The organism is Rhizobium nepotum 39/7 (genome assembly GCF_000949865.1).
GTDB classification, from domain to species: domain Bacteria; phylum Pseudomonadota; class Alphaproteobacteria; order Rhizobiales; family Rhizobiaceae; genus Agrobacterium; species Agrobacterium nepotum.
Genome location: NZ_JWJH01000003.1, coordinates 33680 through 46039 on the forward strand (window position 1 = coordinate 33680; position 12360 = coordinate 46039).

The following is a 12360-nucleotide window of genomic DNA, read 5'->3' on the forward strand; positions in this document are numbered from 1 at the left end:
TCCTATTTGATCCCAGCTAATCGAAGTGCGTCATAGAATTTTTTATTCGCTACCGGGTCACGGTCTGGAGACAGGCTGCTGATCTCCTTCGCCGTCATACCCGGATAGTTTTCCTGGAGCCTGCCGCCGGTTTCCCGTGCAGCGGCCAAATCGCCGTGGAGCGCGTGGCTTGCGGTCAGGACACGCAGTGCCGGCTCGTCATTTTCCATCCGCGCGCATAATTCCACCGCCGTGCCGTAGTCCTCGCGCTTGAACGCGATGCTGGCGCCCGCCCACCAGTAGATATCGGGCGCGAGCGGATTGAGGTCGATGGCCTGCTGAAATTTCTCCCATGCGGTCTCGGCGTCGCCGAAATGAGCGAGCGCATCGGCATGCTGGAGCAACAGGTCGGCGGAGTTTGGCGCAAGCGCCTCCGCCTCGAAAAACCTTTCGGCAGATATATCGAAATCCCGCTGGTAGAGCGCCACCACGGCGCACATCCAGTGGCCGACGCCAAGTGCCGGATCGATCTCGACGGAGGCGTCCGCCTCCGCCTTGGCGCGGTGCAGCAGATGCGGGTCGTTGCCGCCCAGCATCAGCCATTCCAGCTGCAGGCTCTGCGCCACGCGGGCGCGGGCGACCGCCATGCTGTTGTCGAGATCGACGGCCCGGCGGAACATCGAGCGGGCTCTTCGAAGAAGCGGCAGGTCGCACTTGCCGCGCAGAAGCTGCTGGCCCTCCAGCAATTGCCGGTAGGCCTCGCCGCTGTGGTTGCGGTCCGGCTCCACCTGAAGCCGCTCGATCTCGCGGGCAAGTCCCGCAGCCACCTGTTTCGACAGCAGGCGAAAGGCGGCGTGGATATGCCGCTCGGTCAAGACAGCCTCCAGCGACCAGACGATTTCGCCGGTTGCTTCCTCGATCAGCGCCACCGACATGCGGGCATCGTCGAAAACCGTCGACATGATGCGGTAGTCCGCCCGCAACATGGCGTAACTGTCGTCGGCCCGGTCGTGTGTCAGTGCAAAAGTGCTGTGCGGCGAAAGGACCGTGAAGGTCCGGTACCGAACGAGACTATTGGCGACATCCTCGACAAAGGCATTCATCACCGGCGATACCGGCAGCCCGTCCACCCGCACCGGCCGGCCGAAGGCGACGCGCGGTTTTGCCGGGGATTTTCGGCGGTTGACCTCATCCGGCTCGGCGGGGACCACAATCGTCGAGGCGAGGCTTTGTATCCGGCGCCTGAGCGCTACGGTTTCGGCTTCCGGAGAGCGCTCTTCCTGGCGGAGTTGTTCCATCAGAAGCTGGAAAATTCCCTCGCAGGCGCTGGTGTTTCCCACCCGCGCATAGGCCGCCATGGCGGCGCGGTAGGTTTCCTCGCGCTCCGGCTCAATCTTGAGCGCGCATTCGGCAAGTGCTGCGATATCGTTCGAACTGGCGCGGCCAAAACGCGTCAACGCCTCCAGAAGCTGTGTGTAGCTCGAAAAGAACAGGTCCTTGAGACGACGGCGTTCCGACAGCAGCCAGAGATAAAGATGATCCTGCCCGGTTTCCAGCCCCTCCAGCAGATCGCCGCCGAATGCGAGCAGGGCATGCAGCCGCCGCATCGGGTCGTCGGCCCTTGCGTCGGCTAGGAAGATCGCAAGGTCGGTGCGTTGGGCCAGCTTTCCGGCCCTCAGATCGTTTCCTTCGGTTAGAAGGATGGCTTCGTCCCCGTTGGGCAACTTCTGAAGGCGCAGGATCAGCTGCCGCAAATTGCCGAGAGCCCTTTTTTGCTCGACGTTTTCCCATAACAGCGACGCGGCCTGCTGGCGGGAAAGGGACTGGTTGGGAGCAAGGATCAGCGCAGCGGTGAGAGCAAAGCCCTTGGACGGGAAAAACGCTTCCCGCACCGCATCACAGCGCGGGGTGCCAAAAAGCCGGATTGGTATCAGTTCAGCGTTTCCAGCCACTTTTGTTCCCCCATGATTCACCATCTAACAACGTGTCCGGGAAATTGAAAGTCAATCATAGCGTTCCATTTGACGCTGGTGTGACGCCGCCTGGTTATTGTCTTGAACAGAAGCGTGGGCGACGGGCGGAAAACAGCAATCATGCACCAGGCAGCCATCGGGAATTTCGAATTGATAGCGTTTAACGGAAGCTACATGGCGTTCGAGCCGCGTACCGAACCTTACCAGCGTGCCGACGATGTCGGATATGCGGTCAGCGAATTCATGTGGTTCAAGGGCCGTCCATTCTATCCTGTTTCGGCGTTGGCCCATGCGAAAGTCGCCCATGCCAGATTGTCGGCGGAGAGATGCGACGACGAAGACGAGGACAATCTCGATATTCTTTTCCGCATGCCAATGGTGGCCGGCGGGCATTTTTTCGAGATCGTGCTGCGTTCGAATGAAGGCACTTCCTACGGTGGCTGGCTGTGGGGAGAAGAGTTGGAAATACTGAACGAGATCGTCAACGGCTATCGCGTTCTGGCGGGGAAATTCGACGACAGGCTGATCCGGTTCGAATATTCGAAGCGATTTCAACGCTACCGGACGGCCGAGCCGCTTCCGGTGGAGAAATCCGTATTTCTGATCCAGCGCGAAGCCAAGCCTAATGCCGGCAGACGCGATTTGTCTGGCGGCCCGGCGCGCTAGTGGCCGGGAGGGCGCCGATGCGTTCTGGGGGACGCAAAAGCGCGCGACAAGATGGGGGGCGGCGGCAGGCGCGGCGTACAGTGCGCCTGCCGCAAACATACCGGTAAGCCCACAGGTCTATCGGGAAGCACCTTTGAATATTTTTATTTTTATTGTGTGGAAGATTTATGATGCCCAATGAAGGTAACATGCGTAACAGGCGGGTGTCATCGCGGCTTCTGGCGATGAGTTGCGCCTCGGGCGACGACGTGCTTTCCCATCCCGGGAGCGTCGATGAGGAGCCGCGTCCGTTCGCTCCAAACGACGGGCTTTATGTTGTGGGGGAGGCGGTTCCCAGGACGGCGTTCAGGTCCCGTCCACCGGAAAACGGGGCGGGGGAAGACGTTTTCCACGCGAGAGAAAATAGCAATACGATCATCGACGTCGATATCAGGATTGCGAAATGGGCCTGGGCCGTGCTGGTGATCGGGCACTGCTGGCTGATCTATTTCATGGTGCAGAGCCTAGGTTGAGGCTTCTCCCGACGTGTATGCTCCGGCTTTCAGCGCATTTCGCCGACGCCGTGCAGGATCATCGCCGCCGCACCGAAGGCAACGGGGTCTGTCGCAACCACTTCAGGTAGCAGGATCTTCGGCTGTATCACCTTTGCGCCGTCGAACGGGTCCGAGCGTTCGTAATCCAGCCATTCCGCCAGCCTCTCGCGCACGATCCTCGGTAAAGTGCCGCCGACAAAGATGGCGGTGGGCGCCAGAACGGCGCTGACGGCGAAGGCAAGCCTGGCGACCTGCGGTCCCGCCTGTTCAAGCCATGCGTCAAACACGGCAGAATTGCACGACAGATAGTTCGTCCAGACATCGGGCGCACGTCCTGAAGGTTTCTCTCCCACATGCGCGAGGCACCATGCCGCCAGATCTTCGAAGGAGGGTCGCGAGGCGTTTCGGCCGCGCAAGGCGCCGATCTCGCCGGCATTGCCGAGATAACCGCGATAAAGCTCGTTCCTGATGATGATGCCGCCGCCGATCCCTTCGGACAGATAGAGATAGGCAAAGTTTTCATGCCCGTCCGCATTGCCGAGCGTAAGTTCGCCCATAGTGGCGGCATTTGCGTCATTTTCGATGATGACCGGGCAGCGTAGCGCCTCGCGCAGCATGGCGGAAAGGTCCGAACCCGCCCAGGAAATAACCTCTTCGGCAAGGTCGAGCGACATGGCTTCCTTGCGAAAGCGGGTCGGCATGGCGATTGCCGCGCCGATCAGCTCGTTTCTGTCGATCGCGTTCTTTGTCAGCAACTCTTCGGATCCGTCCTGAAGCGCCCGCTGGACATCGGAAAACACGTCATAGGAGCCGCGCATCTGCAATTCGCCGACGATCTCTCCACTGAAATTCAAGAGCGTCAACATTACCGAATAACGATTGGCGTGCGCGCCGAGGGCGTAGCCGACGGTTTTCTTGAGCGTGAGGTCGATATGGGGGGCGCCGCGACCCTCCTGCCGGCGCGCGCCTTCCTCGATAAGACCACGCTCGAGCAGATTGCGCGTCATCATGCTGACGGCCGCCGGCGTTATGCTGCAGTGCTCGGCAAGTTCGACCCGCGAAGCCGAACCTTTGCGCCGGATGTAACCGAGAAGCGCGCCCTGTGTCGCGCCAATACCAGCCAGCCCGCCGTTGCGTCTCTCAGTCAAAGTTTCGCTCTCCTCGCTTTACCTAGGGAAATGTCATGAAGCTGTTAATTAAGCAACTTAATTAAATAATCAGTTTCAACGGGAATGGATCCTATGTTCAAGTCTCTCACCTTGATGGCCACGGTCGCTCTCGGCACGCTTTTGCCGGCCATCGCCTTTGCCGAAGACATCAACATCAAGCTCTGGACGCTCGCCGACAAGAATGCGCCCGGCCGTGTCACCAATATCGAAGCCGCCGCCGGCGTCATGAATGCCCAGTTCAAGGCAGCGGGTGTCGACAAGCGCATCGTCATCGACATCAACAACAGCACCGTTCAGGGCTGGGACTCCTTCGCACTCGATACGCTGAAGGCGTTTTCGGTGGGGCAGGGACCGGATATCTACATTCTGCCGCATGAGTGGATCGGCCAGTTCGCGCAGGACGGTTATGCGATGCCGATGGAAGAAAAGATCGCCGCCGCTCCCTGGGTTTACGGCGATATCCTGCCGGTTCTGTGGGATTCGGCCAAGGCGACGGACGGCAAGATTTACGGTATTCCGCAGGACGCGGAAATCCGCATGTTCTTCTACAATAAGGACATGCTGCGCAAAATCGGCAAGGACGAAGCCTTCATCGAAGGCCTGCCGGCGAAGGTCGACGCCGGTGAATTCACGCTCGACGATCTGACGGCGCTGTCGAAGGAAGTGGTGGACGGCAAGGCCGCCCAATACGGCATGCTGCACCGCCCGAATGTCGGCATCGATTATCTGATGGTGTTCCAGTCCTATGGCGTGAAGTTCATGGACGAAAAGACCGGCAAGCTGATGTTCCCCAAGGCCGAAATGGCCAAGGCGCTCGGCTGGTACGAGCGTAACGCCAAGCAGGGCGTGACGCCGGTCGACAACACGGCCATGAGCTGGGAGGCGATCCAGACGGCCTTCAAGCAGGAAAAGGCCTTCATCTTCCATCAGGGTGTGTGGGCGGTTGCCTGGCAGGTGGGTGAAAAGAACGGCGCAACCTGGCCAACTGACGGCAAGGGATATTTCAACAAGATTGGCTGGATTTCCGCTCCGGCAGCCGAAAAGGGTGGCAAGCCGGTCAACCTGTCGCATCCGCTGCTCTACACCCTCAATCCGAAGAGCAAAAATGCCGATATCGCCGCCGATCTCGTGGCGCTTGCGACATTGCCTTATTTCAACAATGAACACGCCGTGACCTCCTATCACACGGCAATCAGCAACGCGCAGACGGCCATGCCGAAATACCGCGACAACTGGGTTCTGTCTGCCGCGTCGCCGATGATGAAATACGCGCAGTTCGTGCCTAACCACACCAAGTTCGGCAGCTATAACAAGGTGCTGTTCAGCGGTCTGCAGGCGGTTGAGACCGGCAAGATGACGGCCGCGCAGGCGGTTGATTTCATCGCCGACGAACTTGACCTGCAATTCGGCGCGGAAATCGAAATCCGCGACGCCGCAAGCAACTGAGTTTGCCCGAAACCATGCCGCCCGGCTTTGCCGGGCGGCCTTTCCGCGTTCCCACCGGTATATCGAAATGTCCCAATTCCAGCTTCGGGCGCGCCGCCCGGCCCGGCCGATCCTTTATCTGGCCCCGGCTCTTGCCTTGCTCGGCCTGTTCTTTCTGGCCCCGATCGTCGTCAATCTGGTGATCGCCTTTACCGATATGGGCGCAAACCTGAGGGTCGGTAAATTTACGGTCGAGAATTTCCAGCGCATGTTTCAGCGGGACGTTCGGCTGCCGATGGTGCTTTTGACGACGCTGATCTATGTCGGCGCGACGCTGTTCATCTTCAATATCGGGCTTGGCGCGCTTCTGGCTGTCACAACGACGGCAATACCGGACCGGCTCGGCAATTTCTTTCGCGGTCTGTGGCTTTTGCCACGCATGAGCCCGGCCGTGCTTTACGGTGTGCTGTGGATCTGGATCGCCGATCCTACTTCGTCGGGCCTGCTCAACCAATTTCTCGGCGCGCTCGGCGTACCCGCTCTCAACCTGCGCAACGACTTTCCGCTGTTTCTGGTGGTGGTGGCGAACGGGGTCGTCGGCGCGTCCTTCGCCATGGTCATCCTCACATCGGCCATCCGCTCCATACCCTCGCATCTGGCCAATGCGGCGCGCGTCGATGGCGCCAGCGAATGGGGCGTGCTTCGCCATGTCGTTGCACCGGCGCTCTCGGCGCCGATCCGTTTCATCACGCTCTATCAGGCGCTCTCGCTGATGACGACCTATGAATATATCCTGTTGATCACGAGCGGCGGCCCCGTCTACGATTCCACGACCTATGCGCTTTACATCTACCGGCGCGCCTTCGAAAACGGCGCTTATGCCTATGGCGCGGCGCTTGCGCTTGGCCTGATGGCCATCGGTGTTGCCGTCACCCTCGTTCAATGGCGCCTCAGCAATATGCGCTCGACCTTTGCTCCCGCCAAAATCGAGGTGCTGTGATGACACTCGCTCACACCCACACCAGACGCGCGCTTGATATGAAGCCGGACTGGGCGCGTCTCGAAAGGCGCAGCCTCGCCCATCGCGCCGGTTTCGTTCCCGTCATCCTCGTGTTCCTGACGGTGGTTTCGGTCCCGGTTCTCCTGCCTTACCTGTGGCTTCTGGTGAAGTCGCTGACCTCCTCCGACGACAATCTCAGCCGGCTTGTGCTGTGGCGCAGCGGCGCAATCGCCGCTTTTGCCTATGGCGGGGCGATAGCGGTTGCGCTTCTTTCCACGCGCCTGCGTAATCCCGCGCTGCTGTGGCTGGCATTTGGCGCCGTGGTTGCGGCGCTCGTCTTCGTGCTGGTGCTGCCGCATCTGACCATCGACAACTACAGTTTCCTGTGGAGCCGCGATATCGAGAAAACCGGCACCACGTTCATTGCGCTGATGCCGTCGGTCTGGACCGCGATGCGCAATTCGCTGCTATTTGCCGCTTCCCAGACGCTTATCGTTGCGCTGGTGGCAACGCCTGCCGCCTATGCTCTGTCACGCTTTACCTTTGCCGGGCGCGAAAACGTGCTGCGCGGGCTTTTGCTGCTGCATGCCTTTCCGGCGCTGGCACTCACCGTCGCGATCTTCGTGCAGCTGCATTACATGGGTCTGCTCAACAATCTCTTCGGCGTCGTGCTGGTCATGAGCGCACTGGAATTGCCGTTCGCAATCTTCGTTCTCAAGGGCTTTTTCGACAACGTTCCCTGGGACATCGAAATGAGCGCCGTCACCGATGGCGCGACCCGCTTTCAAGCCTTTCGCATGGTGGTTCTGCCGCAGGTGAGAAGCGGGCTGATCGCGGTTGCCACCTTCACCTTTCTGCGTGGCTGGGAGGAGTATGTCTTCGTCCAGACCCTGCTCATCGAAAAAAGCCAGATGACGATGAGCCTCTATCTCTTCTTCGTGGCACAGGACAGCGCCGGTGTGAATTACGGCATGATCGCCGCCGTCGGCATCATCTATCTGCTGCCTGTGCTGATCATTTACGTTTTCACGCAGAAATACATCACCCAGATGAGTTTCGGCGGGATCAAAGGATAATCGCCATGGCCAGGATCACCCTTAACAATGTCAGCAAAAGCTGGGGCGAGACCCGGGTTCTGCAACCGATGACGCTTTCCATCGAAGATGGCGAATTCGTCGCCGTTCTCGGCCCTTCCGGATGTGGAAAATCGACCACTCTTTTCCTGCTCGCCGGACTTTATGCGCCGACCAGCGGAGAGATCGCCTTCGACGGCCACAACGTCAACCGCATCGATGCGCGCGATCGCAATGTCGGCATCGTCTTCCAGTCCTATGCGCTTTATCCCAATCTGACGGTGCGACAGAACATCGCCTTTCCGCTGCGTTTCAAGAATGTTCCGCGTGAGGACGCGGCGCGGCGGGTGGAGGAGGCGGCGAGCCTCGTGCAGATCAGCGCGCTGCTCGACCGGCGGCCGTCGCAGCTTTCCGGCGGTCAGCAGCAGCGTGTCGCTCTAGCCCGGGCGCTAGTCAAGGAACCGAACATCCTGCTTCTGGATGAACCGCTTTCCAATCTAGATGCGACCCTGCGCATCATCATGCGCGCGGAACTCAAAAGCCTGCAGAAGCGACTGAAGATCACCACGCTGATCGTCACCCATGACCAGATCGAGGCGATCACCATGGCGGACAGGATCATCTGCATGAACAACGGTACTATTGCTCAGATCGGCACGCCCGATGATCTGTATCGTCGGCCCGACAATCTGTTCGTGGCCGGATTCATCGGCACGCCGCCGATGAATCTCTTGAAGGGATGGGCGCAAGGCGGGCAGTTGCAGATTGGCGATGCCCTGCTCGACCTCAATACCCGTTATGACGGCGAAGTCACCTTTGGCCTGCGCCCGGAAGATATCGCCCTCGTCAACTCGTCCGAGGCGCGGCTTGCGGGGGAGGTAACTACCGTCGAGCCCATGGGGCGTGAGGTCTTTTACACGATCGACACGCCAGCAGGCATGATCCATGCGCTGGAATATGGCGAGACGATATGCCATTCGCCGGGCGATCATGTCGGGATCAGCTGCAAATCCGCCCTGACGCTCGTGTTCGATGCCACCGGCAACCGTATCGCCGGACTGCATGCCGATCTTTCCCACCATTCGACTATCCCGGCGCGTGAACCGGAACCCGTAAACTGACAGGAACTTCCATGCCTAAAATCGTCTCCCATCGCGGTGCCAATCAGTTCGCACCCGAAAACACCTTTGCCGCCGCCGACCTCGCTTTGCGGCAGGGGGCGGATTACATCGAACTTGACGTGCGCGAGAGCGCGGATGGCGTGCTTTACGTCTTTCACGACGAAACACTGGATCGGACCACCAATGGCACGGGTCCGATTGGCCATGCGCTGTCGAGCGAGATCGATACGCTGGACGCCGGCAGCTGGTTCGACGAAAGCTTCAAAGGTGCGACCGTACCTCGGCTCGATGCCTATCTCAGCCATTTGCGCGGCCGCTGCGGCATCTATGTCGAGCTGAAATATTGCGATCCCGTCAAGGTGGTAGCGCTGGTGCGCGGCCTCGGCATGGTGCGCGATACTTTCTTTTTCTCCTTTTCCGAAGAAATGCGCCGGGGCCTGGCCGCCGCCGCGCCTGAATTCCGCAAGATGATGACGCTCGACATCGCCAAGTCGCCTTCGCTGGCGGCAGCCGTGCACCATGCCTCGATCATAGAGATCACACCGGCGCAGATGCGTAGGCCCGGACTTGTTGCGGCGTGCCGCAATGCGGGTCTCGAGGTCATGGTCTATTACGGCGGCGATGACGCAGACCTTCATAATGAGATCGCATTGGCCGGGGTAGATTACGTCAACATCGACCGCCCGGACCTGTTCGATGCGGCGCGGCGCACCGCGCGACTGCCTGAACTCGCATGACCTTCCTCACCCCCTGGAGATGATGATATGAGCAATCTTATTGGTACTGGCTTCAACGCCAGCTCGGATGACGGCGAATTGGCCACTCTCGAAAGCGATCTGCGTGCGCTTGCCGAAATTGGCTGCGACACCGTCGAAATCGCTGTCACGAGCCTCGATCTGATCGCGGGTGGCCGCATCATCGAGGAGCGCGCCGAACGGTTTGTGGCGCTCGCGAAACAGTTTGACTTCCGCTACACCGTGCACGGTCTGGTTTCGTCCAACTTCATGGATCCGGTGACGTGCCGCTACCAGGTCGATGCCGCCAAGGCGCTTGCTGTCCTGTGCGACCGTATCGGCGCGGGCATCCTCGTTCAGCATGGCGGCGCGCTACGTGCCGACCAGATCGCCGAGCGGGCCGATGCCGATGCCCGTGAGCGGGAAGCGCTTTTTGAGCTTGCGGAATTCTGCAAGCCCTATGGCGTGCGCGTCGCGCTTGAAAATATCTTCTCCACCGAAGCCGGTCAATATCGTCAGACACCCGCCGAGGTGGCTCAGACCGTGAAGGCCGTTGGCCACGACAACGTCGTGGCGCTGATCGACTTCAGCCACGCCTATCTCGAATCCACCTATCGCGGGCTCGATTTCCGCGAACAGCTTCGCGCCATGGCGCCGGTCGCCGGCCATCTGCATGTGCACGATTCCTTCGGCCGGCCGCAGGGCTTCTATCAGCCGTATTTCCCGCAGGAAAATACCGCGCTCGGCATCGGCGATCTGCATATGCCGCTCGGCTGGGGCGATATCGAATGGCAGGAAATCTTCTCGGAGCTGACCTTCCTGCCAGGCACCGTGCTGATGATGGAAATCGGCCGTCGCTACCGGGCCGAACAGCCGGCAAGCCTTGAAACGGCGCGGCATCTCATGTCGCTCTACGCCGATCGGATGCAGATCGCGGCAGAATGACGAACCCGAAAAGGGCGCAGCCCCAATAGGCTGAAGCCTGAAACGCCGGCAGTTCTGGACGCAACTGCCGGCGTTTTTTTGTTACGCGGCCCAGTCGGACAGCGAATAGGCTTTGATGTAATCGATCATCATGTGCGAGCCGTCGCTGAAATCAACGGTCGACGGTGTCCCCGCCATGCCGCCGACGGCAAGATTGACGACCATATACATGGGGTCATGCATATCGGCAGGCGTATCTGTCTGTGCGACGGCGACATCGTCGAAATACCAGGTTATGTGTTCCGCATCCCACAACACGCCATAGGTGTGAAACCCTTCCGTGCTCGGCACGCTGACATTGTTGATGACCGAAGTCTGTTCGCCCGTCGCATTGGAGTGGGTAGACATGATGAGCGTATTGGGGTTCTGGCCCCGCATTTCCACGACATCGAGTTCCGGTGGCCAGGAGCCGTCTTCCGGCAAAAGCCAGAAGGCTGGCCATGCGCCCCGGTCGGTCGGCATATCGGCGCGGATCTCGAAATAGCCATAGGTCTGGCTGAATGACGAATAGGTGTTCAGCATGCCCGACGTATAGTCGTAACCATCGACCTCGCCGGCAATCGATTGCGGGGTTTCCTCGGCCGTGATGGTCAGGACGCCGTTGTTGATGCTGAAGGGATTGACCTCAGATGTACCCGCATAAGCGGGGTTGATGTACCATTGCGCTTCGCCATTCGTGGTCAGCGAGCTTCCCTTTTCCGGCGCCCACCAATATTTGGCGTCCCATGTTCCCTGATCGCCGCTGCGGAGTGAAAGCGCGTCGAATTCGTCGCCAAAGGTCTGGGTCAGGGATGACCGGTCGAGGCTGAGTTCGAACTGGTCGGCCTGAAGGTCATCAATGGTCGTTCCGGCAAGCACGACGGCTTCACCATTTGCGAAATTCAGCCAGAGATTGCTGCCCTGCTGGGTGGCATTGCTGACGAGCTGATCGAAGGACGTGATGCCGTAACCGTTAAGCCGGATTGTGTCGTTGGCGCTGAAATCCGTGATGAGATCGGTGCCGTTGCCGCTGGTAAAAACGAATGTGTCCGCACCGCCGCCGCCAATCAGTACGTCGTTACCGGCTCCGCCATCGATCGTCTGGCTGCCCGATCCGCCGGTGATGATATTGTCGAGCGAATTTCCGAAGGCATAACGACCGTCGCCCGTCACCCTGAGATTCTCGAAATTGTCGGGCAGGGTGTAGCTCATCCATGTGTCGATCGTGTCGATACCTGCTCCGGCATTTTCGACGGCGCGATTGATGCTGGAATAGAGATAATAGATATCATCGCCCGTGCCGCCCGCCATCGTCACGTTGACGGAACTGTCGCCCCACATGGAATCATTGCCGGCGGTGCCTGTCAGCAGCGGGCCGGAACCCGTGGCGGAAAAAAATCCGGTGGAACTGCCGCTGTAATAGAGTGTGTCTCCAAGCGCATTCACTACTGTCCGGGCCATTAATCGTCTCCTGTCCGTTAGCGTTGGCTCCCTCACTCCTCTTGGCAGACACCCTAACAGGGCAAAAAGCCTCCTGTTAGAACCAGAAATGAGGGGTGCGTGTTGCATTCGAAAACGCCGCGCAAAACGGCGATCTGACTAACGGACATGTCGCGACTGGCCGATCTCGGTGCCCTTCGTGTCCGTTCGGGACCTGCGGCCGGTTTATGGGGGGGCGTGCTCTTGCAGCGTCACAGTGGGAAATGGCAAGATCGGCGCCGGAT

General features: G+C 59.6%; 11 protein-coding genes. 8 read left to right on the forward strand and 3 right to left on the reverse strand.

The genetic code is table 11. The features are described from left to right. Positions 1 to 2: 2 nt before the first annotated feature. Positions 3 to 1955 (reverse strand): BTAD domain-containing putative transcriptional regulator, encoded by a 1953-nt coding sequence (locus RS75_RS03375; RefSeq protein WP_045017410.1) that lies wholly within the window; start codon positions 1953 to 1955, stop codon positions 3 to 5. Positions 1956 to 2126: 171 nt separating this feature from the next. Between RS75_RS03375 and RS75_RS03380 the strand changes: the two genes are divergently transcribed. Together RS75_RS03380 and RS75_RS03385 are read left to right on the forward strand one after the other, a co-directional pair. Next, a complete protein-coding gene (locus RS75_RS03380; protein WP_045017834.1) occupies positions 2127 to 2618 on the forward strand; it encodes a hypothetical protein in 492 nt (163 codons plus the stop codon). Between the two features lie 188 nt (positions 2619 to 2806). Further along, positions 2807 to 3130 carry a hypothetical protein gene (locus tag RS75_RS03385; RefSeq protein WP_160297173.1) on the forward strand — a complete coding sequence of 108 codons (324 nt, stop codon included), beginning with the start codon at positions 2807 to 2809 and terminating at the stop codon, positions 3128 to 3130. 29 nt (positions 3131 to 3159) lie between these two features. Here RS75_RS03385 and RS75_RS03390 read toward each other — a convergent pair whose 3' ends face one another. After that, positions 3160 to 4299: an ROK family transcriptional regulator gene (locus tag RS75_RS03390; RefSeq protein ID WP_045017412.1), complete on the reverse strand. Its 1140-nt coding sequence runs from the start codon at positions 4297 to 4299 to the stop codon at positions 3160 to 3162. A 93-nt stretch (positions 4300 to 4392) separates the two neighbouring features. On the opposite strand from RS75_RS03390, the gene RS75_RS03395 reads away from it, so the two are divergent. The 6 genes from RS75_RS03395 (at position 4393) to RS75_RS03420 (ending at position 10618) form a co-directional block, all read left to right on the forward strand. Continuing rightward, positions 4393 to 5766 (forward strand): ABC transporter substrate-binding protein, encoded by a 1374-nt coding sequence (locus tag RS75_RS03395; RefSeq protein ID WP_045017414.1) that lies wholly within the window; start codon positions 4393 to 4395, stop codon positions 5764 to 5766. A gap of 67 nt (positions 5767 to 5833) precedes the next feature. Then, the gene (locus RS75_RS03400) at positions 5834 to 6745 is read left to right on the forward strand and encodes a carbohydrate ABC transporter permease (protein WP_045017416.1); all 912 of its coding nucleotides are present in this window, start codon (positions 5834 to 5836) and stop codon (positions 6743 to 6745) included. Then, on the forward strand, positions 6745 to 7821 hold the full coding sequence (locus RS75_RS03405; protein WP_045017418.1) for a carbohydrate ABC transporter permease: 1077 nt from the start codon (positions 6745 to 6747) through the stop codon (positions 7819 to 7821). Before RS75_RS03400 ends, RS75_RS03405 begins: the two co-directional genes overlap by 1 nt. Positions 7822 to 7826: 5 nt before the next feature. After that, positions 7827 to 8939, forward strand: a complete 1113-nt coding sequence (locus tag RS75_RS03410) for an ABC transporter ATP-binding protein (RefSeq protein ID WP_045017420.1) — start codon at positions 7827 to 7829, stop codon at positions 8937 to 8939. Positions 8940 to 8950: 11 nt separating this feature from the next. After that, the gene (gene ugpQ, locus RS75_RS03415; protein ID WP_045017421.1) at positions 8951 to 9676 is read left to right on the forward strand and encodes a glycerophosphodiester phosphodiesterase; all 726 of its coding nucleotides are present in this window, start codon (positions 8951 to 8953) and stop codon (positions 9674 to 9676) included. 27 nt (positions 9677 to 9703) lie between these two features. Further along, positions 9704 to 10618 (forward strand): TIM barrel protein, encoded by a 915-nt coding sequence (locus tag RS75_RS03420; protein WP_045017423.1) that lies wholly within the window; start codon positions 9704 to 9706, stop codon positions 10616 to 10618. Between the two features lie 81 nt (positions 10619 to 10699). Here the strand turns inward: RS75_RS03420 and eglC are convergent, their stop codons facing one another. Continuing rightward, entirely contained in the window at positions 10700 to 12097 is a 1398-nt protein-coding gene (gene eglC, locus RS75_RS03425) for an endo-1,3-1,4-beta-glycanase EglC (protein ID WP_045017426.1), read from the reverse strand. Positions 12098 to 12360 lie beyond the last annotated feature (263 nt).

What these genes read in the sequence shown, in the direction of transcription:
- RS75_RS03395 (WP_045017414.1), top strand. Translation starts at nt 4,393, where the DNA reads ATGTTCAAGTCTCTCACCTTGATGGCCACGGTCGCTCTCGGCACGCTT.
- ugpQ (WP_045017421.1), top strand. Translation starts at nt 8,951, where the DNA reads ATGCCTAAAATCGTCTCCCATCGCGGTGCCAATCAGTTCGCACCCGAA.
- RS75_RS03375 (WP_045017410.1), bottom strand. Translation starts at nt 1,955, where the DNA reads ATGGTGAATCATGGGGGAACAAAAGTGGCTGGAAACGCTGAACTGATA.
- RS75_RS03410 (WP_045017420.1), top strand. Translation starts at nt 7,827, where the DNA reads ATGGCCAGGATCACCCTTAACAATGTCAGCAAAAGCTGGGGCGAGACC.
- eglC (WP_045017426.1), bottom strand. Translation starts at nt 12,097, where the DNA reads ATGGCCCGGACAGTAGTGAATGCGCTTGGAGACACACTCTATTACAGC.
- RS75_RS03420 (WP_045017423.1), top strand. Translation starts at nt 9,704, where the DNA reads ATGAGCAATCTTATTGGTACTGGCTTCAACGCCAGCTCGGATGACGGC.
- RS75_RS03380 (WP_045017834.1), top strand. Translation starts at nt 2,127, where the DNA reads ATGGCGTTCGAGCCGCGTACCGAACCTTACCAGCGTGCCGACGATGTC.
- RS75_RS03405 (WP_045017418.1), top strand. Translation starts at nt 6,745, where the DNA reads ATGACACTCGCTCACACCCACACCAGACGCGCGCTTGATATGAAGCCG.
- RS75_RS03400 (WP_045017416.1), top strand. Translation starts at nt 5,834, where the DNA reads ATGTCCCAATTCCAGCTTCGGGCGCGCCGCCCGGCCCGGCCGATCCTT.
- RS75_RS03385 (WP_160297173.1), top strand. Translation starts at nt 2,807, where the DNA reads ATGCGTAACAGGCGGGTGTCATCGCGGCTTCTGGCGATGAGTTGCGCC.